Annotated in this window: 15 protein-coding genes and 1 pseudogene; 6 read left to right on the top strand and 10 right to left on the bottom strand. The window is 41.1% G+C overall.

What is annotated here, in order from left to right; translation table 11 throughout:
• Window positions 1-92 precede the first annotated feature (92 nt).
• Both carB and ACT6XC_RS02755 read right to left on the bottom strand, forming a co-directional pair.
• A pseudogene (carB, locus tag ACT6XC_RS02760) lies at window positions 93-3,269 on the bottom strand (carbamoyl-phosphate synthase large subunit); the annotation flags it as partial.
• A gap of 80 nt (window positions 3,270-3,349) precedes the next feature.
• Window positions 3,350-4,513: a carbamoyl phosphate synthase small subunit gene (locus ACT6XC_RS02755; protein WP_443740709.1), complete on the bottom strand. Its 1,164-nt coding sequence runs from the start codon at window positions 4,511-4,513 to the stop codon at window positions 3,350-3,352.
• Window positions 4,514-4,957: 444 nt separating this feature from the next.
• Here ACT6XC_RS02755 and ACT6XC_RS02750 point away from each other — a divergent pair, with 444 nt between their 5' ends.
• Together ACT6XC_RS02750 and ACT6XC_RS02745 are read left to right on the top strand one after the other, a co-directional pair.
• Complete coding sequence (locus ACT6XC_RS02750) at window positions 4,958-7,048, top strand: glutamine synthetase III family protein (RefSeq protein ID WP_443740708.1); 2,091 nt, start codon at window positions 4,958-4,960, stop codon at window positions 7,046-7,048.
• A 177-nt stretch (window positions 7,049-7,225) separates the two neighbouring features.
• Complete coding sequence (locus ACT6XC_RS02745) at window positions 7,226-8,971, top strand: ammonium transporter (RefSeq protein WP_443740707.1); 1,746 nt, start codon at window positions 7,226-7,228, stop codon at window positions 8,969-8,971.
• A gap of 209 nt (window positions 8,972-9,180) precedes the next feature.
• On the opposite strand, the gene ACT6XC_RS02740 is transcribed toward ACT6XC_RS02745, so the two are convergent.
• From ACT6XC_RS02740 to ACT6XC_RS02730, 3 genes are all read right to left on the bottom strand, one after another.
• Complete coding sequence (locus ACT6XC_RS02740; RefSeq protein WP_443740706.1) at window positions 9,181-12,561, bottom strand: alpha-amylase family glycosyl hydrolase; 3,381 nt, start codon at window positions 12,559-12,561, stop codon at window positions 9,181-9,183.
• 125 nt (window positions 12,562-12,686) lie between these two features.
• Window positions 12,687-13,706: a radical SAM protein gene (locus ACT6XC_RS02735; RefSeq protein WP_443737411.1), complete on the bottom strand. Its 1,020-nt coding sequence runs from the start codon at window positions 13,704-13,706 to the stop codon at window positions 12,687-12,689.
• A 5-nt stretch (window positions 13,707-13,711) separates the two neighbouring features.
• Window positions 13,712-14,119, bottom strand: a complete 408-nt coding sequence (locus ACT6XC_RS02730) for a hypothetical protein (RefSeq protein WP_443740705.1) — start codon at window positions 14,117-14,119, stop codon at window positions 13,712-13,714.
• A 365-nt stretch (window positions 14,120-14,484) separates the two neighbouring features.
• On the opposite strand from ACT6XC_RS02730, the gene ACT6XC_RS02725 reads away from it, so the two are divergent.
• From ACT6XC_RS02725 to ACT6XC_RS02715, 3 genes are all read left to right on the top strand, one after another.
• Window positions 14,485-14,931 (top strand): PTS sugar transporter subunit IIA, encoded by a 447-nt coding sequence (locus ACT6XC_RS02725; RefSeq protein WP_078930530.1) that lies wholly within the window; start codon window positions 14,485-14,487, stop codon window positions 14,929-14,931.
• 76 nt (window positions 14,932-15,007) lie between these two features.
• Entirely contained in the window at window positions 15,008-15,439 is a 432-nt protein-coding gene (locus tag ACT6XC_RS02720) for a hypothetical protein (protein ID WP_443740704.1), read from the top strand.
• Window positions 15,440-15,571: 132 nt separating this feature from the next.
• A complete protein-coding gene (locus ACT6XC_RS02715; RefSeq protein ID WP_443740703.1) occupies window positions 15,572-16,318 on the top strand; it encodes a transglycosylase SLT domain-containing protein in 747 nt (248 codons plus the stop codon).
• A gap of 134 nt (window positions 16,319-16,452) precedes the next feature.
• On the opposite strand, the gene pflA is transcribed toward ACT6XC_RS02715, so the two are convergent.
• Window positions 16,453-17,199, bottom strand: coding sequence for a pyruvate formate-lyase-activating protein (pflA, locus tag ACT6XC_RS02710; protein ID WP_443737408.1), 747 nt, complete (start codon window positions 17,197-17,199; stop codon window positions 16,453-16,455).
• Between the two features lie 181 nt (window positions 17,200-17,380).
• On the opposite strand from pflA, the gene ACT6XC_RS02705 reads away from it, so the two are divergent.
• Window positions 17,381-17,875, top strand: coding sequence for a hypothetical protein (locus tag ACT6XC_RS02705; protein ID WP_443737407.1), 495 nt, complete (start codon window positions 17,381-17,383; stop codon window positions 17,873-17,875).
• A 195-nt stretch (window positions 17,876-18,070) separates the two neighbouring features.
• On the opposite strand, the gene ACT6XC_RS02700 is transcribed toward ACT6XC_RS02705, so the two are convergent.
• From ACT6XC_RS02700 to pflB, 4 genes are all read right to left on the bottom strand, one after another.
• Window positions 18,071-18,289, bottom strand: a complete 219-nt coding sequence (locus tag ACT6XC_RS02700) for a hypothetical protein (RefSeq protein ID WP_443740702.1) — start codon at window positions 18,287-18,289, stop codon at window positions 18,071-18,073.
• 74 nt (window positions 18,290-18,363) lie between these two features.
• Window positions 18,364-20,424: a pectate lyase family protein gene (locus tag ACT6XC_RS02695; RefSeq protein ID WP_443740701.1), complete on the bottom strand. Its 2,061-nt coding sequence runs from the start codon at window positions 20,422-20,424 to the stop codon at window positions 18,364-18,366.
• A gap of 149 nt (window positions 20,425-20,573) precedes the next feature.
• Window positions 20,574-21,092, bottom strand: a complete 519-nt coding sequence (locus tag ACT6XC_RS02690; RefSeq protein ID WP_443740700.1) for a hypothetical protein — start codon at window positions 21,090-21,092, stop codon at window positions 20,574-20,576.
• A 447-nt stretch (window positions 21,093-21,539) separates the two neighbouring features.
• On the bottom strand, window positions 21,540-23,903 hold the full coding sequence (pflB, locus tag ACT6XC_RS02685; RefSeq protein WP_443737403.1) for a formate C-acetyltransferase: 2,364 nt from the start codon (window positions 23,901-23,903) through the stop codon (window positions 21,540-21,542).
• Window positions 23,904-24,462: the final 559 nt, after the last annotated feature.

Here is a 24,462-nt window from a genome sequence, read left to right as displayed (position 1 = left end):
TTTTTTTTCAAGTTCGCTAGTTTTCTGGCTGCAAAAATTGCAGAATTTGTCCGCAAATCATCTTTGCCGAACAAAAGTCAAAACTAATGAAACAGCTTGTTTATATCAACCAAAGTTGTATTTAAATCCGTAAATTTTCCAGAAAGTGAATCTGCAAGTGCGTTTGCCGTGTCGATTGCTGTCAGGCAGTCAATATCGTGTTCAACTGCAAGACGGCGCAGACGAACGCTTTCTGAAGAAGGATCTCGTCCTTTTGCGGAAGTTGAAACTACATAGCAGATTTTTCCGCTTTCGAGAAGTGTCATTACGTTTTCGTTGTAATTTTCGTGAACTTTATTCACCCTTGTTACTTTCATTCCAGAACGCTCGATTGTGTCGGCATTTCCTTCCGTTGCGTAGAGCGTAAATCCCAAATCGCTGTATTTTTTTGCAAGTGCCGGCAGTTCAGGTCTGTCAGACTTTCTTACGCTGAATAAAACTCCTGTCGGTTCGCCTTTTTTTGCAAGCGCAGGATGAATCATCTTCCAGCCAGCCGCAACCATTCCCTTAAAAATCGCTTCTTCTCGTGTTTTTGCAATTCCCAGAACTTCTCCAGTTGACTTCATTTCCGGCCCAAGGTGAGTGTCTACGTCCATAAGCTTTTCAAAACTGAATACTGGAACTTTTACGGCGTAATAATCAGGTTTTCTGTAAAGTCCTGTTCCATAGCCCATGTCGCGTACTTTTTCGCCGAGCATTGCCCGGGTAGCAAGTTCAACCATTGGAATTCCTGTAACCTTGCTCAAATAAGGAACTGTCCGCGAAGAGCGAGGATTTGCTTCGATAATATTCAACTGACCGTTGTAAAAAAGCCACTGAATATTTACAAGTCCTTGAGTTCCAAGAGCTAAAGCCATGTCACGCGATTTTTCTACGACGTTTTTTGTCATTTCGTCCGTAAAGTTCCATGCAGGATAAACTGCGATTGAATCTCCTGAGTGGATTCCTGTTCTTTCGACATGTTCCATAATTCCTGGAATCAAAACATCTTCACCGTCGCAAATGCAGTCGACTTCAAGTTCTGTTCCTTCCATGTATTTGTCAATCAAAACAGGATTTGTAATTCCTTGCGCAAGGATAATTTTCATGTATTCCTTGATGTCGGCATTTGTTCGCGCAATGATCATATTCTGTCCGCCAAGAACGTAACTTGGACGCATCAAAACAGGATAGGTAAGGCGGGCGGCTGCTTCTAGAGCTTCAACTTCTGTAAAGACGGTTTGTCCTTTCGGACGGTTTACGTTAAGTCTCTCGCAAAGTTCTTCAAAACGTTCCCTGTCTTCTGCAAGGTCAATTCCATCTGCGCTTGTTCCGAGAATTCGGATTCCCTGGCCGTCGAGGTATTTTGTAAGTTTGATGGCAGTCTGTCCGCCAAATGCAACTACAACACCGACTGGTTTTTCAACCTTGATTACATTCATAACGTCGACAGGAGTGAGCGGTTCAAAATAAAGACGGTCGGCAGTGTCAAAGTCTGTCGAAACAGTTTCTGGATTGTTGTTTATGATTGCAACTTCATAGCCGAGTTTTTTGAGCGACCATACGCACTGAACCGAAGCGTAGTCGAATTCAATTCCCTGTCCGATTCTGATTGGTCCGGACCCCAAAACAATAATCGTTCCTTTTTTGCTGCGTTTTCCTTCCTTTTCAAGCCCTTCAAGAAATTCTTCTGCCTCGTTTTCTCCGCCAGTTGTCGAATAAAAATACGGAGATTCTGCGCTGAACTCGCCAGCGCAGGTGTCTACCATTTTGAACGAAGCTGGAGAGTAGAGCATTGGAGCATGAACGGTCGGTGCGGAATTTGCAACGGCTTTTTTTTCGGCTTCGGCAATATTTTCGAGTTTATACAAAAACCATTCATCAATTTTTGTAACTTCGTGAATTTCGTCCACGCTCATTATTTTTCGTTTTAGAGCCTGATATATTGCAAAAATTCTTTGGTCTGTGCATTTTCCGATCCTTTCGCGGATTTTTTCTTCGTTTTCTTTTGCAAATGTGGCAAGATTCAGGTCTTTTACACCAAGTTCAGCGCCACGGATTGCCTTTAAAATCGCTTCTTCAAAATTCTGGCCGATAGCCATAACTTCTCCAGTCGCCTTCATCTGCGTACCAAGTTTTCTTGCGGCGTAAACGAATTTTTCAAACGGGAATTTTGGAACTTTTACGACAACATAATCTAAAACTGGTTCAAAGCAAGCCTTTGTCTTTCCAGTTACAAAGTTCGGAATTTCATCAAGGTTGTAGCCAACGGCGATTAGAGCTGCAACTTTTGCAATCGGATATCCAGTTGCTTTTGAAGCCAGCGCGGAAGAACGGCTTACACGCGGATTTACTTCGATTACGGCGTATTCAAAAGTTTCTGGATTGAGCGCAAACTGACAGTTGCAACCGCCTTCGATTTCGAGGGCAGAAATTATATTCAAGGCTGCCGAACGGAGCATCTGATATTCTTTGTCGGCAAGTGTTACGGTCGGAGCGATTACAATCGAGTCTCCAGTATGAACACCAACTGGATCAAAATTTTCCATTGAGCAGACAGTAAGAACATTGCCTGCATGGTCGCGCATAACTTCAAATTCAACTTCTTTCCAGCCAGAAATACATTTTTCAACTAGAATCTGGTGAATCGGCGAGCGATGAAGTCCGTTGTGGGCAATTTCATCAAATTCTTTTTCGTTATATGCAATTCCGCCGCCAGTTCCACCCAGAGTAAAAGCCGGACGGATTATAACAGGAAAACCGATTTTATTTTTTGCAAAATCAAGAGCATCATCGTAATCAGTCACAACTTTTGAAGGAATACAAGGTTCTCCAATCTCTTCCATCGTATCCTTGAACATTTGCCGGTCTTCAGCCTTGTCAATCGTAAGCGGACGCGCACCCAAAAGCTGCACTCCATGGTTTTCCAAAAAACCCGACTTTGCAAGTTCCATACTCAAAGTAAGTCCAGTCTGACCACCAAGTGTCGAAAGCAGCGAATCTGGTTTTTCTTTTTCGATAATTCTCTGCAAGGTTTCAACATTGAGCGGTTCAAGATAAATTTCGTCAGCCATAACGTGGTCAGTCATTAAAGTTGCTGGATTTGAGTTTACCAGAACAACTTCAAGCCCCTGAGCCTTAAGAGCCTTGCAAGCCTGGTTTCCTGCATAGTCAAATTCCGCTGCCTGACCAATTACAATCGGTCCAGAACCAATAATCATTACCTTGTGTATATTTTTGTTCAATGGCATTTTTTAATCTCCATCAGTTTTTTACTTTTTTGGGCGTTCGGGCGGGTCTTGCAGGGCTACGCTTTCGCTTCGACCCGCTTTTAGCGGTTTGCCTCCGGCACCCTTTCAGCCCCTAACGCATTTATCATTTTTATAAAACTATCAAATAAAAAGTTTGTGTCGTGCGGACCGCCACATGCTTCTGGATGGAACTGCACGCTAAAGGCAGGAATATTTTTGTATGCAATGCCTTCGCAAGTTCCGTCGTTGCAGTTTACAAAACTCAGTTCTGCATTTTTTGGAATAGTTTCGTTTTTAACCGCATATCCGTGGTTCTGGCTGGAAATATAAACTCTTCCGCTTTGCAAATCCTTTACAGGATGATTTCCGCCACGATGTCCGTATTTTAATTTTTCTGTTTTAGCGCCGTTTGCAAGGGCGAGCATCTGGTGCCCAAGACAAATCCCAAAAATCGGAATTTTGCCGTATTCGCAGAGTTTTTTTATTTCGGCAATTACACCGACATTTTCCGCAGGATCTCCAGGACCGTTGCTAAGCATTATTCCGTCAACATTCATCGCCTTTATCTGTTCTGCTGTCGTGTCGTAAGGAACAACTTTTACAGTGCAACCACGCCGTTCAAGTTCGCGTTCAATATTCGCCTTTGCCCCAAAATCAAAAAGAGCAATGGTTTTTTCTTTTCCGTCTGCAAAATCTTTTGTATAAAATGGAGTTTTTTTCGGTTCGACTGCATTCTTGAGTGGTTCTAAAATCATGCTGTTTTGAACATTTTTTACGGCATCAACAATTTGGTAGGATTTTATTTTTGAAAGAAGATTTTTATCAATTTGTGGGCAGGTTTCTGCGGTAACAATCATTCCGTTCATAACTCCAGCTTCTCGCAAAATTTTTGTAAGCCTTCTGGTGTCAATTCCGCAAATCCCGATTATATTCTGTTGCCTTAAAAAATCGTCGAGTGTCAGTTTGCAACGAAAATTAGAAGGTTTTTCGCAAAGTTCCCGGACAATGTAGCCACGGATATGACATTTTTTGCTTTCGTAGTCTTCTGGAATCATTCCGTAGTTACCGATCAATGGAAAAGTCTGGGTAACAATTTGTCCGTAATAACTCGGGTCGGTAAGAGTTTCGAGGTAACCGGTCATTCCAGTTGTAAAAACCGTTTCTCCGATTACAGAGCCAATAGCACCGATGGAATTTCCTTCAAAAACCGTTCCATCTGCCAAAATCAAGAATGCTTTTTTCATTTTTTTATTCTACCTTTAAGGGCAAAAAAAAAAGCGTCATTGCATATTAAAGAAAAAACAGAAAAACTTCTAAAAATTCAAACTTTCAGAAATAGCCTGCAATACTTCCTTAACAGTAATGAACGCCCTTGCTCATATATTCCGCTGAATACAATAAAACTATCTGTATTTATTGTCAATTGGTGAAGGTTATATGAAAATATCGCAATGCACAAAAAAATAAAAAAAATTGTGCACGATGTAAAAAAAATATTTTTTTACAAAATCTAATTGACACTTTTTTGCTGTCGCTGTATAACTCAAATATAAAAAGGCAATGAGGCCGCAGAAAAAGGTTGAATTTTCTGCGGCTTTTTTTATTTTAAAGACAAAGACGTCGTGATTTTTTATGGGAACCTCCCTCCCTGATAAATTGCGGCGTCTTTTTTACTTTTGGAGGACTATATGACAGCAAATGTACCAGAAGTTTTTGGAAGTTTGGTTTTTAATCAGAAAACTATGAAAGACCGCTTGCCAAAAGAAACGTTCAAGGCTCTCAAGAAAACTCTTGACGACGGAGCACCTCTTCCGCTTGATGTTGCAAATGTTGTGGCTCATGCAATGAAAGAATGGGCGATTGAAAAAGGCGCAACTCACTATACACACTGGTTTCAGCCTTTGACAGGAGTTACGGCAGAAAAACACGACTCTTTCATAAATCCACAGAATGACGGAACCGTAATCATGTCGTTCTCTGGAAAAGAACTTGTAAAAGGTGAACCTGATGCTTCTTCATTTCCAAGTGGCGGACACAGAGCTACATTCGAAGCAAGAGGCTACACAGTTTGGGATCCAACATCTTATCCTTTTATCAAGGAACACACTCTTTGTATTCCAACAGCATTCTGCTCTTACACAGGCGAAGCTCTCGACAAAAAAACTCCGCTTTTGCGCTCAATGGAAGCTTTGGACAAGCAGGCAAAGAGAATCCTCAAACTTTTCGGAAAAGAAGTAAGCCATGTTGCAACTACAGTCGGTCCTGAACAGGAATATTTTATCGTAGACCACAAGCTTTATTCAGAACGCAAAGATTTGCGCATGACTGGACGCACTCTTTTTGGAGCAAAACCTTCAAAAGGACAGGAAATGGACGACCAGTATTTTGCGGCCCTTAATCCTAGAATCGTAGAATATATGGAAGATTTGAACGAAACTTTGTGGAAATACGGAGTCCTTTCAAAAACAGAACATAACGAAGTAGCTCCAGCCCAGCACGAAATGGCGCCGATTTTCTCGACAACAAACCTTTCTGTAGACCAGAACCAGCTCACAATGGAAGTTATGAAGAAAGTTGCAAAGCGTCATGGTCTTGAATGTCTTCTTCACGAAAAACCATTTGCCGGACTTAACGGTTCAGGAAAGCATAATAACTGGTCAATGTCCACAAACGAAGGAGAAAACCTTCTCGAACCTGGAAAAACACCAGAATCGAACGCTCAGTTTCTTTTGTTTTTGACGGCAATTTTAAAGGCAGTCGACGAGAACCAGGATTTGCTGAGAATTTCTGTTGCAAGTGCAGGAAATGATCATCGTCTTGGAGCAAACGAGGCGCCTCCAGCAATTATTTCCGTTTATCTTGGCGACGAACTTTATGCAGTTCTCGAAGCAATCAAAGACGGAAAACCTTACACTTCGGACAAAAACGAAAAAATGACAATCGGAGTTGATGTTCTTCCTTCAATTCCGAAGGATTCAACCGACCGCAACCGAACTTCGCCATTTGCCTTTACAGGAAACAAATTTGAATTCCGTTCTGTAGGTTCAAGCCTTTCAATCGCAGGTCCTAATACAACTCTCGATGCAATTGTTGCAGATGTTCTAAAAATCTTTGCAGACGAACTCGAGAGTGCTCCAGATTTTGAAAAAGCTCTCAACGCTTTGATTGCGCGCGAAGTAAAAGCTCACTGGAGAATCGTATTTAACGGAAACGGCTACGATGAATCATGGAAAGTTGAAGCAAAAAAACGCGGACTTCTTGAATTAAAGACAACTCCTGACGCAGTTGAACATTATCTTGATGCAAAAAATGTAAAGCTCTTTACAGAACTTGGCGTTTACACAAAGCAGGAAATGGAAAGTCATTACGAAATCAAGCTTGAAAAATATGCTCAGGTTTTGAATATCGAAGTAAACACAATGCTCGAAATGATTTCAAAAGACATTCTTCCAGCGGCATACAAGTATATTTCGGCAGTTTCAAAGACTGTAAGTGAACTTAAATCGGTTGTTCCAGGCGCAAAGGCCTCAGCAGAAACAAAGGTTCTTTCCGAACTAGATCTTCTCGTTGACGAGCTTTCCGAAAAGGCAGATTCACTCGAAAAAGCGCACGAAAAAGCCGAAAAAGCAGGAAGCGCTCTTGCAGTTGCAAAGGCCTATGCAGATACAGTAAAACCTGCAATGGAAGAAGCACGCGCTGTAGCAGACAAAATCGAACCGCTTTTGGGAGAAGAATATAAACCTTTCCCAAGTTACGAGGATTTGCTGTTCAGAGTATAAGCGATTGGGTTTTATATTGTAACAAATGCTGTCGCATAGCGCGGCGGCAAAAGCAAAAAGACAAAAATTGCAGAACGCGATTTTTATTTTAAGCACAATGGCGTGCGGATTTTGTTCGTTTTTTAGACGGACTGTCCGCGCGCTTTTTTTTGTTGAATTATTTTTTGGAGGTAATTTATGGATTCAGCTGCACTAATGGAAGCGGTAAAGTCGGTTTCTAGCGACTTGTGGGGCGTTTGGTTTCTTTTAGGCGCCGCCCTCGTATTTTGGATGCAAGCCGGATTTGCAATGGTCGAAACAGGTTTTACCCGTGCAAAAAACACGGGAAACATCATCATGAAAAACCTGATGGACTTTTGTATCGGAACAGTTGTTTTTATTCTTATTGGATTTGGACTTTTTCTCGGTGAAAACGCACTTTTCGGTTTGATTGGAAAACCAAACTGGCAGATTTTTACAGATTACGGCAATTTTGACTGGTCTGGATTTGTATTCAACCTCGTATTCTGCGCAACGACAGCAACAATCGTGTCTGGCGCAATGGCAGAACGCACAAAATTTCTTTCTTACTGCGTTTATTCTGCTGTAATTTCGGCAGTAATCTATCCTATTGAAGCTCACTGGACTTGGGGTGGCGGCTGGCTCGCACAGCTTGGCTTCCACGATTTTGCAGGTTCAAACTGTATTCATATGGTTGGCGGAATCTGCGCCTTAATCGGTGCTGCAATGGTCGGTCCTCGCATTGGCAAATTTACGCGTGACAAGGACGGCAAAGTAACAGATGTTCACGCTTTCCCAGGACACAATATTCCAATCGGCGCGCTCGGTGTATTTATTCTTTGGCTCGGCTGGTACGGATTTAACGGTGCGGCTGCAACTTCTGTCGCCCAGCTCGGTTCAATCTTTGTAGCGACAACAATCGCTCCAGCACTTGCAACAGTTACATGTATGATTTTTACATGGATAAAATACGGAAAACCAGATGTTTCTATGTGTTTGAACGCTTCGCTCGCCGGTCTTGTAGCAATTACCGCGCCTTGTGATGTTGCCGACGCTTTTGGCGCTTCAATAATCGGAATTGTCGCAGGTCTTTTGGTTGTATTTGGCGTATGGTTTTTGGACTACAAACTTCATGTTGACGATCCTGTCGGAGCAGTTGCAGTTCACTGTTTTAACGGAATTTGGGGAACAATCGCCGTTGGACTTTTTGCAAACCCAGCAGTCCCAGGCTATTCGATTGCAAACAAAGCTGGCGAACAGCTCGCAGGAGTTTTTTACGGCGGTGGATTTGAATGTCTTGGACTTCAGCTTCTCGGAATGATTTCGACAATCGCCTGGACAGTTGTGACAATTACGATTTTATTCACTATAATCAAAAAGATTTTCGGTCTTCGCGTAACAGCCGAAGAAGAAATTGTCGGACTCGATAAGCTCGAGCACGGACTTGATACTGGATACGCAGGTTTTGCAACAACCTATTCATCAGAAGAAGTCGAAGAAGCAGAAAATGCTGGCATCGAAATTCCAGCACTCAGTGTTCCCGTTTCTGGCACAACTTCAAAAGAAGCAATTGCACACAAGGTCGTAATCGTTACACGTCAGAACAAATTTGACAAACTCAAGGCTGCAATGAACGAAATTGGAATAACCGGCATGACCGTAAGCAATGTAATGGGCTGTGGAATGCAAAAAGGAGCAAGCGAATATTACCGTGGTGCTCCAGTCGAAATCAACCTTCTTCCAAAAATCAAGGTTGAAACCGTAATCAGCAAAGTTCCAGTAGACACGGTTATCGAAGCGGCACGCAAAGCCCTTTACACAGGACACATTGGCGACGGAAAAATCTTCATAAGCGATGTGACAGGGGTTGTAAAAATCCGCACTGGCGAAACAGGCTACGATGCCCTTCAAAACGACAAATAGTTAAAAAAAAGCGGTTTGACGTTAAACGGTGATTGAGCACAGTCAAAAAAGTGCATCGGTCACCGTTTTTTTTTGAGGGCGCCACCCGCTTTCGCGGGCCGGAGTACTACAGGCTTCGGTGCCCTCGGTGCTTTGCACCGGCTTCGCCGCCTTCCGTGTTCCTGGCGCATCAATTTGTTAAACATCAAATTTGCGCAAAAATTTAAGTTTTACTCTTTTTTTACCGTCTTTTTTTTAATTTTTACAGATTTTTCATCTTTATCTTTTTTTGCTGCCTTTGCAGTTCTTTTCTTTTTTGGAGCAAAAGTTTTCAAGAAATTCTCGCACTTGTATTCAGATTTTTTCTGAGCGTTGTCAAGACTCTTAAAAATCTTTTTGATTTTTTCTGTCAGGGATTTTGATGCTCCTTCCAAAAGGATTTCTTCGGCTTCTTTTAAGGCATTTTCCATCATCTCTTTGTTAAACCATTTTACGCCGTCAAATTCGTTTGTGCCCGTCAAATTTCTGCTGTATTCTGAGTTTACAAGCAGTCTTGCTAGCGAAAGTTCATCAATCTTTGCGCTTTTAAAAATAAATGATTTTTCAAAGAAACTGTACGAACCTTCGATTTTTTCTGCAATCTTGCGCTGCAAATTCCAGTTTAGGCACAATCCCGTTTTTGAGAGCGGTTCAAGCAAAATCAAAATCTGTTTTTTAAGCCTCAAGTCGTCGTCTTTTTTCTGAACCGGCGCCAGTTTTATTGCAGGAATCTTGATTTTTGTCTTTGCTGGTGCAAATTTTTCAGCAGTTTTGTAGAACTCACTTAGCGGCGCCTCAAGTTTAAGCTTAAGTTCGCTGCAAGAAGGCTTTTTGCTTTCTTCAAAGAATTTTACGGTTTCGTCCAGCAAAATGTCGAATTTTTCGTAAATTTCCTTAAAATGCAGTTCTTGCCAGGCAATTTTTAAGTCTGGAGTTCCGCTTCCATTCAAAAAGTTGCAGAGTTCTTCAAGTTTGCCGTCTATGTCTTTTTTCTGCTCAATGTTCATAAAGACCTGAGTTTCAAAACCGTTTAGAGCAATAAACATTCCCTGTTCGCAAATATCCTTTGAGCGTCTTATGTACCACTTTGCAGAGCGCTGCTCGTAAAAAATTACAAAAGTGTCGGCTTGTGCATTCAGTCCCAAACCTTCGGAAAGTGAGCGCGAGATAAGTTTTTTGTCGTTTTCGCCAGAACCTGTTTTTACGGCATATTCGCACGACTGTTTTATCCAGCCGGCCGCGCGTTCGTATTTGTTGTTGTAGAAAACGAGTGTATATTCGCCTCCGCAACGGTTTGAATAAGCAAAGACGTTTTCGTTTACGCTTCCGTTGTTCCAGACATCGTAGAACAAAAAGTCTTCAACTCCTGCAAACAGATAGCGTTTTTTGAGGAGCGGAAAAATTTCGTGGTTGTGCCGGTCAATTAAATACTGGTCAGGAGGTTCGTCGCGGTAAGAGCGCATGTATTCCATTCCGTATTTTTCTTCAAACCCTTCAATCTGGCCGTGTCCAAACATTGGTAGTCCCGGCATTGTTATCATAAGCGTGCAGACACCAAAATACTTGTCACCTTTTCCAAACTGGGCAACTGCCGTTTCTTCGTCCGGATTGTTCATAAAATTTACATAGCGCTTTAAAATCTGAGGATCAAAGGCAATCGTGTTTTTTACGGTCGAACGATACTTAAAGTTTTCTTCCTTTTTAAGCATGTTCATAAAGGCTGAATTGTAAACGCGGTGCATTCCCAGTGTTCGTGTAAAATATCCTTCCATCATCCAGAATGCTTCTGCAAGAAGGAGAGTGTCAGGAACTTCTTTTGCAACACGGTCAACAACTTCGCGCCAAAATTCATTTGGAATTCTTTTTTCAAATTCTTCTGCCGAAAGAGCATATTCGCTTCGGGTTGCAATGTCGCCACCTTTTCCTGGTTCTGGATACCAAAGCCGTTTTATGTGCTTTTTTGCCAAAACCATAGCCGCATCAAAGCGTATAATCGGAAAGTTCCTTGCAACATGCAGAATTTCCTGCATAACTTCTTCTCGGGCCTGTGGATTTAAAAAATCAATTTGAGCAGTATCGTTCCATGGCATTCCTGTTCCGTCGTTTCCGTGGTAAATATAGCGTGTGTCGCCAGTCTGAGTATCAACGCGCTTAAAGACAACGGCACAGTCGTTTTTTGAGTAATAATGGTCTTCCAGATAGATTGCAACCCTGCTGTCGTGGCTCAAGTTTACGCCGTTAAATGTGTACTGCGGAAAAGGATTGTCGCGTCTTTGAACGAACAAATCCGGTTTTTCAACCACCCATTTAGAATCCATTCCAGTGTGATTTGGAACCATGTCGCTTGCAAGACGGATTCCGCGCTGCCAGAGCCTTGTGCGCAGGTTTTGAAGCGCGTCCCAGCCACCAAGGTTAGAAGCAATTTCGTAATCTTCGAGGGAGTAGGCGCTTGCCGCCGCCTCTGGATTTCCGCATAACTGTTTTATTCTCTTGCTTGCAGAAGAACGCTCCCAAAGACCGATTAGCCAAAGTCCTGTAAAACCCCTGTCGCGCAGCAAATCCAGTTCTTCGTCAGGAATCTGATCCAGTCTTGAAATTTCCCTTCCGTATTTTTTAGAAAGCTGAAAAAGCCATACAAGGACGGTTTTTGCCATCAAAACAACGCGAGGCATCCATTCTTTGTCGCTGCTAAACCTTTCATATTCTTTCATTAAATAGTCGTAGTTTGGAGGGCTCATGTCCGGACTTCCACCGTTTGTCGGACGCCATTCCGGTTTCCATTCTTCAGCCAGAAGATCGCTTCCTCCAAAAAGTCTTTTAAGCCAGTAATTTTCACCTTCGCCTTCACCTGGCAAAAAAAGCTCAGCCCAATGGGTGCGGACATAATTCAACTGTTCTTGCAGATTGTCCGGGGCAAATTTTACAGGTTCTTTTAAAAACGAAATTAAATCGTGACCGTAAGTTCCCCAAAAAGGCAACTGTTTAAAATAAGACTGAATAAGTTTCCAGGATTCGATATAAATTGATTTTTTTTCTAAATTAGAATCGTCAAAAAGCGGATAAAAAGGCTTAAAAGCAGGATTTTCGTTCGCCAGATGAAGCATAATCACCTCTTCGAGCGTCTGTTCCCGGTTTGTGCGCGTGCGGTTTGTCTTTCGTTCAACCATTTCCGTGTTCAAAAAATCTTGAATAGAACATTCACCTTTGTAAACCGCAACCGGTGGAAATTCCTCGCAAAAAGCTGTCAAAAGGGAATCGACTTTTTCCTTGGAAAATTTTGAATCAAGTTCAGCTAAAATTTCTTTAAATGCGTCTGGATATTTTTGTCTTCTGTAAGTCCAACACGCAAGATGAAAAACCTCGTCCAAAAGACCCATTGCGTTCAGAGTTCCTGCGCTTACTTCTGTTTTTCCGTTCTTTTTTAGGTATTCGTTGAATTTTGCCTGAAAAGTTCTCACAGCTGGCAAATTTACAAGAATAACGTTGCCGCTCGAAGAAAAAAGCCCTTCAGAAAAATTACAGGCGTTTCTGACCGTCCGCGAAATATGAAATTCATTGTAAGAAAAGGTCATTTTTTCCTCCGTTTTGTGCATTTTTTTTGAAAAAACTTTGCCGATTATTGCAAGACAATCCAAAAATCGACATTTTTCTCATTATAACACACTGAAAGGCAAAAATGACATTTTGAGGTTATTTTTTATTCTATAAAACCGTTTTTCCAGTGCCAGACAGGTTTTGCCAATTTATTTGAAAAAGGCTGTTTTTTTGTAAAGTCTGGAAGCCAGTCCGTATCAGTGCTCAAATCCTGATAAAAAAGCAAGTCAAAATCAAAAGCTTCTATCATATCGCGCAAATCCTGGTCTTCGGTCGTATTTACAAGCCTGTTTTCGATTGCAGAAAGCGCATTTTTCCGTCTTTTAAGTTCATCTTCGCTTCCAGCAAAAGGAACCGGAGTATACTGGTTCATAAGCGAAATTATCGCTTTTTTGTCTGCATTTTCTTTGAGCCACGAAAGTACATCCACTGTTTCTTCAAAACGCCCCGGCAAAAAAAGGTGGCGTATTATTACGCCTTGAAGGAGTTTTTGTTTTGTTACACCATTTTTTTCAACGTTGGCAAATTTAAGCGGATTGTGTTCAATCATCCACAAAAGGGCTTTTTTTGCAGTTTCAGGATAATCTTCTGCCGAACACAGTTTTTTAGAAAGTTCAGCGCTCAGAGTCTTAAAATCCGGCAAAAAAATTGTCACCAGTCCGTCGAGCATTTCGAGCATTTCAATGCTGTCATAACCAGAACTGTTCCAGCAGACAGGCAGTTTGAGTCCGCGTTTTTTAGCTTCCTCAATAAATTGCGCAAGTTTTGGAATATGATGGCTCGGCGTAACAAGATTTATATTTTCTGCGCCGGCATTTTCAAGCCTAAGGCAGATTTCCGCAAATTCCTCTTTAGAAACAGATTTTCCTATTCCCTGCTGGCTTATCTGATAATTCTGGCAGAAAGCACAACGCAGGTTGCATCCAGTCAAAAAAATAGTTCCGCTTCCAGAATGAACAGTAACAGGAGGTTCTTCTCCAAAGTGCAGACACGCCACCGAAACTTTCAGATCAGCGTTTTCGAGACAAAAACCTGATTTTCCAGCAAATCTATTTACTCCGCATTTTCGCGGACACTGTCTGCATTCCGAATACAAATTTACAATTTCGTTATCGCTAATCATAAAAATTAAAGTGCGCCGTTATCAAGAATTATGCTCATAAAATTCTGCAAACTGTCCAAATCCAAATTTTCAGCTTCGTCATCGCAAAAGTCCTTGAGAGTTTCCCAGTCGTCGCCAGTCAAAATCGAATAATCTTCGTCAGAATCTCCGTCCAAAAAGTTCTGAAAAACCGTAATTCTGTCGATGTTTTCCTGCGAAGGTTCATTTTTGACGTCGGTCGAGGCAAAAATATAAGAATTCAGCCAATAATCTGCAATCGACCTTGCCAAATCGCCGGCATTTCTGTTTGAAGAAGCAAAAAGACTTGAAATCTGCTCACAAACTTTTCTGCCGTCGTATTTTCCTCCATTGTCAGCGCGAACGTGCTTTTTAATTCTCTGAATATCAGCCAAAAATTTAGAAGTATCTGACATATTAACATTCCTTTCTATATAAATATAAATTTAATTTTAATTTGGGGCCATTTTTGCTTTGCAAAAACCGGGCTTTCCGCGGCTCCGGCATTCGCCTTCGACCAAAGGCAAGCCTTTGTTTTCGCTGCGCTCACCGCTTCAATCCCTTGTCCAAAAGACACGAAACTTTAAAATCTTCATTTTTATTATAGAAAAACAATATTTAAACTTCAATAAAAACAAAAACGGTAGTATAATAAAATCACATTCTGGGTTTTATTTTTGACAGGTAATAAAACCAGAATCAGGGACTAACCAAAATATCTTTGGTTATTTTTAAGAAAAAAATTCTTGACTTTGGTAACAAGGGAAGGTAAACTAAAATTATGGACTTAAGAACTGTATTAACACCTGAAACTGTAGAACTTCATCTGCAGGGCAAAACAAAAGAAGACATCATCGACGAGATGCTTGAAATTTTAATTAAGGCGGGAAAAGTAACTGACAAGGCTGCTGCCCGCGAATGTGTACTCGACCGTGAACGAAAAATGTCTACTGGTATGAAGCACGGAATCGCTATTCCACACGGAAAAACAGACACGGTATCTGATTTAGTAGCATGTATCGGTATTTCTGACAATCCAGTTGATTTTGATTCTTTGGATCAGGAACCATGCCGTATCTTTATTATGACACTTTCACCAGTAAACAAGACTGGTCCACATCTTCAGTTCTTGGCAGAAGTAAGCCTTTTGTTCAAGAGTGCAGAGAAACGTCAGCAGATTCTTAATACACAGGACAAAGCTGAAGTAATCAAAATTCTTACCGAATAGTTTTTGGGTGAGAAATGGGGGAGGCTCTTGACCTTTTGGTCAGGGGCTTTTTTTATTTATACAGACTGGAGCAAATATGAAATTTGAAAAAAATTTTGAATCAAAAAATCATAAACTATATAAAACAACAGGAGAAGAAGTTCCTGTAACAGAAAAAATGGTTTTTCCTGTAAAATGGAGCGAGGTAGAAGGCGCAGAAGAAGAATACGATGAAAATTTTCTTGCACAACTGCGCGACCAGTTAAAAGCTCTTGAAGAAAAAAACGAATTTGTTTTTTTGGAGCCTGTTTACGATAAAAAAGCAACTCCAGGGCAGTTTAACAACGCAATGAAGCATACAGCACGCCGCGTAAAAGACTGCAAATCAGTTATTGGAATGGCCCTTGTAAGCGAAGTTGCCGACGATGCCGATGTTTTGAGCGATTTTTTAGAGAAAATTTCAGAAAAACATCCGCAGTATGTTTATTTTGCAAAAAAGCCATGTACTGAGGACGTTGTGCTTTATTAGGTTAAAAACCTGCATAAAATCAAAAAAATATCGCATATAACGGAATTTTGTTGAAAATAATGCAGGTTATTACAATTTATTCTAAAATCTCTAATTGAAATTAGTATTGAAATGTGCAACTATGAATCCATTATGAGTTCATATACTGCAAAATTGTTCAGGGGAGTTCTTCCTGTCAGCGTTTTGTTTTTAAGTGTGTGCTTGCTGATATATTTTTTACTTCCCTCTGGAGAAACAGAATCTGTTCTTGATTCTTATGCTGAATTAGCCAATGCAAAATATTCAGAAGAATTAGCGCTCGAAGTTGGATTTAAACCAGAATATTTTGAATTTTCAAACGAGAATGACCGCGGTCTAGAGCTTTACAGACAGCCTAGCTCTCGCGCATCTGTCGAATGGTTTTACACTCAGGTGACAGGTAACCGTCTTGTTGCGCTTTCAATCCTTGAAAATGCCGACAGAAACAATATTCCATTGAGCCTCGCATTTAGCCTTGCGTTTGTAGAGAGCCGCTTTAAGCCGGATGCAATCAACAGAAATTCAAATGCAACTGTTGATAGAGGACTTTTTCAATTAAACAGCGCGTCTTTTCCGCATTTGACCGAATCAGAATTTTTCAATCCTGAAGTAAGTGCAAAATACGGAATGATTCATTTGCGCTGGTGCATGGATTTGGCTGGAACAGGAAATGATGTGACTGCGCTTGCTATGTACAACGCTGGTACAACAAGGGTTCGTGCAAATAAGACACCTCAGCACACTTTAAACTACGTTGCAAAAATCAGCGCGTACCGGGTAAAACTTGAAGGCCGTTTTAATTCAGATGTGGCTTCTTTCTTTAACGGTGCACAAAAGAACACAAGTCTTGCAAAAAAGTAATACTAAAATTATCTGACCTGCTGCTTTTGTGGCAGGGATTGGAGTGGTGCCGCAGGCAAACAAACGCTTGCGTTTGGTCGCAGCCACGCAAAGCCCGGCGGGGCTTTGTAGCCCCGGCCACCAGAATTCTTATTTTATTCCTGCCAGCGTGTATATTTATCGCATTCTAAAATCTTTCTTGCGTTTTCGATTCGTTCTGCGGACGGCATTTGCGTATCTTCGAGGGCATATTTGATTCCCAGGTCGCGGTATTTTGAAATTGCAAGATTGTGGTAAGGAAGAATTTCAACGCGGTAAACATTTGAAAGAGTGCGGATAAAATCCCTTGTCTGAGTCAAATATTCGTCGTTGTCTGTAATTCCTGGAACAAGCACGTGACGAATCCAGATTGGCTTTTGAATTTCGTCGAGATAGGCAAACATTTCGCGGATGTTTTTTCCGGTTTTGCCTGTGAGTTTTACGTGCTCTTCTTCGTTTATGTGCTTGATGTCCATAAGAAGAATGTCTGTAACTTCCATCAATTTTTTGAATTTTTCAAACCATTCGCCTTCTTTTGTAAACGGTTCTCCAGCTGTGTCAATGCAGGTATTGACGCCTTCTTTTTTTGCAAGCGTAAAGAGTTCGATTAAAAAATCAATTTGCAACAGAGGTTCTCCGCCGCTTACTGTAATTCCGCCTTTTTTACCCCAGTACGAACGGCAGGAAAGCGCTTCTTTTAAGACATCTGCCGGTTCCCAAAGTTTGCCTTCTTTCATAATCCAGGTGTCCGGATTGTGACAGAATTTACAGCGCATATTGCATCCAGCTGTAAAAACTATAAAACGTGAACCTGGACCGTCTACACAACCAAAACTTTCAAACTGGTGAATGTATCCTTTCATCTTGTACCTCGTAAAAATCTAATTCTTTCTATAATAATCTAACAAATTTTCGGCATTAAGAAAAATAATTTTTCTTAATTTTAATGTATTTTTGGATTTTGTCGTTTATAATGAATTTAGTGTTTAACAGCGTCAGAGAAAAGTCAGAAAGTTTAGATTTTTCTCTTTTTGGAGGTTCTATATGAAAACATCAAAAAAAACAAAAATTGCACTTGCAGTTTTAATTGCGGCATCTGCTTGTTTTGCTGAGCCTGGCTGGAAAAGCGCTATGAAAGGAATCGAAGGCAGAATAAAAGGCAACAAACAGTCGACAGGAACAACATCTTCGTCATCATCTTCTTCAAAAAAAAGTGTAGATCCGTTTGCAGGCATAAACGGAGGTTTGACAAAGCAGAATTACGACCTTAAAAATTATAAATCAAAAAAGCCGGCAAAAATTTCCAAGGAAGATTCTGTTCAGAAAAAATACAAACTTCTCGAAAAAGCCGAAGCTGCGCTTTTGAAAAAAGATTTTAAAACTTGTCAAAAATACTGCGATGATAACGATGCAATTTCGTTTACAGTGAATACTCCGGAAGCAGATGCTTTGGCAATTTCTCAATGGGCAGGAGATATTGTCTGTTATTTGGGTTATTATACTGCTCCTTCTGAAGAAGAAAAGGATATGTGGCGCTAGATTAATGGCGTTCCGGCAGTTTCCGCTTGCGTCGCGCTTGCGCTACAACTGCCGTCGGGCCAAACGGGGTTGGCATTGCTTTGCAACGGCTTTGCCGCCCCTAATGTCCCTAACGCAAAAAATCCCGGATAGAAGATTTTCTCTTCTGTCCGGGATTTTTGTTTTATTTATAAGTTCAATGTTATTCTAAAAAACTTAATTTGTTTTAAGGCTTACTCCAAGAATAGAAGCTGCCTGGGTTGAAAATCTTGCTCCTGAATATTTAGATGTGATTGAACCAGTCGATTGTTCTGTCGCTGCAACTCTAGCTATATCTTCTGTCGGCTCTGATTCCGAAACTGAAAGGTTAGAACATCCAAACATCAACAGGCTAGCCAAAAAAATACCTGCTGTTTTAAAAAAAACTTTTTTCATATTTTTCCTCTTTGACTTTATGAAGAATAACTTTTCAAATTAACTGGCTGTCCTAATTGAACAGCCGATTTTGTTTATTTATTGACTTTTATGTAGTTTATATTGATTCCCGAGGCTGTAGACATAAGATAATATGTTCCGTCTGAAGGTATATCAAAACTATAAGAAGCAAGGCTTGCAGTTACTTCTTTTTTAGAAACAACTGTGCCGTCTGCTTTTACAAGGGCAAGATAGCGTCCAGAAGCGCCGTAAGCATAAGCTGTCACCTTACAACCAGAAATTGCATCGAAGCCAACACATCTATATGAACCTGCAGAACCGCCACCACCAAGTGCAAGAGTCTGAGTGTAAGTTGTTCCGCCGTAAGTTGCTGATGCAATGTAAGGAACTGTTACTTTTTTTGAACTTGTAGCATAGATTTTAAAGCTGCCACTTGTCACGTTTGAAGAAAAAGTTCCGTGCGCAAGGTTGTTTGCACTGAGTTCAATTGTCTTAAAACTTGCAACAGCGCCAGTTACATTTACTTCAAAAATACGAATTGAACTTGATTTTGAATAAATATAGTAAGTTCCTGCCGATGTTGCGGTGTAAGAGAAAAGACTTGCAGAAGTTCCTACAGAAGCGCTGCTTACAACTTTACTTCCGTTGGAAATATTGAGTGTTCTGTCGCTTGAAGCATTTGCAATTACAGAAACTGTTGCTCCTTTTGCAAGAGTTACTGTAAATGCACGGTAAGTCGGTTTTAGTCCGTCAGCACCGCCCTGTAAATCCCAGGCTTTTTTGTAAGAAGTTGAACCGTATGTTGCGGATGATGAAGAGATTTTTACATTTTTTTTGCTTGTTGCAAGAATAGTAAAGTCGCCGTAAACCGTGTCTGAAGAAATAGTTCCAGTTGAATAAGAATCAGCGCTCAATTTTGCAGAAGTGACGGTTGAAGTTGAAGAGCTTCCTGATGAAGAACTGCCAGAAGAACTTTCTGATGAAGCTCCGCTCGAAGTCGAACCTGAACTTCCTCCAGAAGAAGAGCTGTCTGAAGATTCTGATGAACTTGCTTCGTTGTATGCGGTTGTTGCTCCAGTATAGTTTTCAAGCTTTGTCTTTAATGTTGTGTCAACATCGTAACTTTTGTCAGCAATGTCTGGGAATGTGTAAGTAAAATCTCCGCCTTCAATACGTCCTGCATATTTTTTTACATTTTTAACTGCATCTTCTGGAGAATCTGCTGTGTAAGAATACATAACCGAAGAAGTGTCGAAGTTGTTGTATTTGTTTGAACCTGAAAGAGAAACTACAGAAGATGGAACTGTTGCAGATTTTGAAGAAACAACATATGCGTCAAAATCGGAATACGTGTCTGCTCCTGAATAAGTTCCGCCATAAGGAATGAAGTAGTAAGTTCCGGTCATTGTGTTGTTGTAAGCTTTAATCATTCCGCCTGCTTCTTTTGAGAAAGTAGAATTTGCGCTGTTTTTTGAAGAAGTTCCTGCAAAAAGATCAGAACCCTGCATGGAAATCATCATCGGATATTTACAGTTTCTAAAATAGTTTGACTCCATAAATAAAGAAGCTCCAAGGCAGGCGCCTGCACCGTACTTTGAATTTCCGTCGTAATAGTTGTTGTAAATGTGCGCAGAATAGTAGCGGCAGCGTGGATGACGTGAATCAGAATGATCGTACCAGTTGTGGTGATAAGTGATATAAAGGTCAGATGTTGTTCCTTCGCTCAAACCAAGAAGATTGCATTTTCCTGAATCCCAGAAATGGTTGTAAGAGAATGTAACGTATGTTGATTTTTTGCAGTCCAAAGCACCGTCGCCTTTTTTCTGGTCAGCATCTCCGCCTGGAGCGCCGTAGAACATATCACAGTTATGAACCCAAACATTTTTGTTTGACTGTTGGAGCGAAACGTTATCGCCTTCGGCAGAATCAACCATCATAAAACCGATATTTGAAATTTCAACGTACTGTGCATTTTTTATACGGATTCCCCAGCCGTACGCTGTTGCGTCAGACCCGATTCCTTCAATAGTAAGTCCGTTTGAAAGAGGTTTTGAAGCGCTTGAACCAGAAATCATAATATCTCCGTTGTCCATGGTTGCAAAGTCTGTTACTTTTCCAATTAAGCGGACGCACAAAGGCCGGTTGTCATAGCCTTTTTTGAACGCATTTAGAATGTTCTGAAGTCCTGTGCACGTTGTTGTTGCTCCTTTTGAAGATGTTACAACGTCAAGAGAAACCTTATCTTTTGTTGATTCGTTTACATAAAGAACAACAGCATTGTCTTTTAGGGTTCCATCAGCCTTGTATGCTCCTGGTGTGATTGTGCCGTAAAAAGCGAATCCTGTTCTGTCGTGGCTTGCTCTACGCTGACTGTTGCAGAAAGGTAAGAAGAGCCGCTTGTAACTTTTATTGTGTGATTTCCTTTTGCAAGACCAGGAATATCACATCTCCACTGGTTTCCGATTTTTCGTGTAAGGTAAGAACTTACGGTTTGTCCGTCGCATGTGACCGTGTAACTTGAAGAAGAGCCAGTCCACACTATGTAAGCGCTGTTGAGCCAGCCTTGGGCTTTTACACCAGTAAGACCAGAACCTGTTGGGGTAGCAGATGTTATCGAACCTAAAATTCCGCTTGTTCCAGAATAAGAGGCAGCGGCGCGATTGAGGGAAACTGCTGAAATTTCCGAAGTTGTTTTAGTGTCTTCTGATTCTCCGTCAGAAATTGCCAGACATCCGGAAAAAACAAGCCCTGCGGCAAAAACAAGACTTGTTAGAGCCATTCCAGCTCTTAAACTTTTTTTCATAATATCCTCCATATTATGTAATATTGAATTTTGCATCATAAAATCCCCGAACTTTTACGGCAAAAAATCAATGCAGGAAAGAAAGAAAAGAGAATATTTTGTGATTTGTATTTTTAAATAGAAAAGTTAATAAAATTTCGAAAAAAATGATTTTTAGAGATAACCCTGTATGACAGTATCGTATTTATTGAAAATAAATTTCATTGTACTTTTTGCAGTATAACGATATCGGTTTTATAAAATCTGTATTTTTTAATATGAAAAATAATGAAAAATAATGAAAAATAATGAAAAATAATGAAAAATAATGAAAAATGATGAAAAATGATGAAAAATATGATTGTTAATACTAACATTTATGGATTTTTCGAAGTTGAAAAACATAAAAAAGGCCACTTCAGTTTTAAAACCGAAGTGGCCTTGTTGTCGCTAATTCAACATTTTAGCTTACAGAGAAGCGTGGCAAGTACGAGCGATTACGTCGTCCTGCTGTTCTTTTGTAAGGTTGATAAAGCGAACTGCGTATCCAGAAACGCGTACTGTGAAGTTTGCATATTCTGGTTTTTCAGGATGAGCCTGGCAGTCCTTGAGTTTTTCAACTCCGAATACGTTTACGTTGAGGTGGTGAGAACCAGCATGTCCTGATTCTGGACCGCAATCGAAGTATCCGTCGAGAACGTTTACAAGGTTGTCGATTCTTTCTTCTTCGTTGTGTCCGAGTGCGCTTGGGTTGATTGTCTGTGTATTAGAAATACCGTCCAAAGCGTATTCGTATGGAAGCTTAGCAACAGAGTTCAAAGATTTGATCAAGCCCTTTGTTTCTGCGCCGTAACTTGGATTAGCTCCTGGTGAGAATGGTTCATGAGCTTTACGTCCATCTGGAAGAGCGCCTGTAGCTTTTCCGTATACAACGTTTGAAGTGATTGTAAGGATTGATGTTGTTGGTTCTGCATTGCGGTATGTCGGGTGCTTTCTGATCATTGTCATGAAATCTTTGAGCAACTGAACTGCAATTGCGTCTGCGCGGTCATCGTCCTGACCGTAGCGTGGGAAGTCGCCTTCAACGATAAAGTCTTTTGCCAATCCCTTAACAACTTCTTTTACAGCGCCTGTTTTCTTGTCTTTGATTTCAACATCGCCACGAACAACCTTAACTTTTGCATATTTGATAGCAGAAAGTGAGTCTACAACGTGTGAGAATCCTGCGATACCTGTAGCGAATGTTCTCTTGAGGTTTGTGTCTTCGAGAGCAAGTTCTTCAGCTTCGTAATAGTATTTGTCGTGCATGTAGTGGATTGCGTTTAATGAGTTTACATAGATTCCAGCAAGCCATTCGAGCATCTGCTTGTATTTAGCAACAACTTCGTTGTAGTTAGAAGCATCGAGTACATCGGCAGTAATTGGCTGGTAGCAAGGTCCAACCTGAACGCCTGGTGTAAGTCCATCCGGCTCGTCGCGACCACCGTTGATAGCGTAAAGAAGTGCTTTTGCGAGGTTAGCGCGCGCTCCGAAGAACTGCATTTCTTTTCCTGTCTGAGTTGCAGATACACAACAGCAGATTGAGTAGTCATCACCCCAAACCGGGCGCATTACATCGTCGTTCTCGTACTGGATTGAAGATGTATCGATAGAAATCTTTGCTGCATAGCGGCGGAAGTTTTCTGGAAGTCTCTTAGAATAGAGAACTGTCATGTTTGGTTCTGGAGCTGGTCCCATGTTTTCGAGAGTATGGAGGAAACGGAAGTCGTTCTTTGTAACAAGTGAACGTCCGTCCTGTCCAAGACCGCCAACTTCGAGTGTTGCCCAAACTGGGTCGCCAGAGAAGAGGTTGTTGTATGATTCGATACGTGCAAAGCGAACCATGCGTGCCTTCATTACGAAATGGTCAACAAGTTCCTGTGCCTGAGATTCTGTGATTAAGCCAGCTTCGAGGTCGCGGTTGATGTAAATGTCGAGGAAGGTTGAAACACGTCCGATTGACATTGCAGCACCGTTCTGAGTTTTGATTGCGCCGAGGTAACCGAAGTACAACCACTGTACAGCTTCTTTTGCTGTTGTAGCTGGTTTAGAAATATCAAAGCCGTAGAGAGCAGCCATTTCTTTAAGACCTTTGAGAGCCTTAATCTGATCAGCAACTTCTTCCTTGAGGCGGATAACTTCTTCAGTCATTGTTCCGTCGCCAATGTTTGCTTTGTCAGCTTCCTTGCTTTTGATGAGGTAGTCGATACCATAAAGAGCGATACGGCGGTAGTCTCCAACGATACGACCACGTCCGTAAGTATCAGGCAAACCTGTCAAAATGTGAGAGCGGCGTACTGCACGAATCTCTGGTGTGTAAACCTGGAATACAGCGTCTGAGTGAGTTTTGTGGTATTCTGTAAAAATTTTGTGGAGTTCTGGGTTTGGAGTGTAGCCGTACATTTCGCATGACTCTTCTGCCATTTTAATTCCACCGTAAGGCATGAATGCTCTTTTGAGAGGTTTGTCTGTCTGAAGACCAACAACCTGTTCAAGATCTTTCAATTCTGGGTCGATATAGCCAGGTTTGTGAGCTGTAAGACCGGTAACGATGTCTGTGTCCATGTCGAGAACGCCAGTTCTTTCTTTTCCGTCAAGACCTACAGCTTTTTTGTTGTGCTCTGCCTTCTGAAGTTCCTGCAATTTTGCAAAGAGCTTGTTTGTACCTTCTGTAGGACCTGCGAGGAATTTTTCGTCGCCGTCATAAGGTGTGTAGTTGTTCTGGATAAAGTCGCGAACGTTTACTTCTTCTTTCCAAAGGCGTCCTTTGAAACCGTTCCATGCTTCTGCCATAAAAGTTCTCCTTTCTTGAAAAAAACGGAGCACGCGTGCAAAAGAATTTGAAACAAATTGAAGTAAACCTGCGTAATGGCGGGAAAACTTTACAAAAATGGAAAAAAACGCGCAAAAACAGTCTTGAATTTAAGACTAGTCTGCTAAGCCTGCGGAAACTCCGTAAGTCGAATTTTCCTTTTTTTGATGTTTCAAAAACAGTTTTTACAGGGCTCGTATTTATTCAAGCAAATTTGTATATAATTCGCAATTTTGTTAAAAAATGCGACTGTTTCTGTTAGTTAAGACTATAGTGGATTTGACAAAAAAGTGCAACAGAAGAAAGACTTTATTAGTAATTATTCCTAATAACTTTGTGTTAAAACGCTATGAATAGTGTTTTTTTTAGGTTTTTGCAGGATACAAACGCTAAAAAGCGCACGTCCTTGCCTGCGGCAAGGATGCTTGCATACCTGGCGGTATGCTGCGAGTTTTGTTTGCACAAAACTCGTCGATTATACAGTGCGCTAAAAAGCGCACGTCCTTGCCTGCGGCAAGGATGCTTGCATACCTGGCGGTA

It is taken from the genome of Treponema berlinense, from assembly GCF_052273165.1.
In the GTDB taxonomy this organism is placed as follows: Bacteria; Spirochaetota; Spirochaetia; order Treponematales; family Treponemataceae; genus Treponema_D; species Treponema_D berlinense_A.
This window is presented reverse-complemented; position numbering and strand designations above follow the sequence as displayed.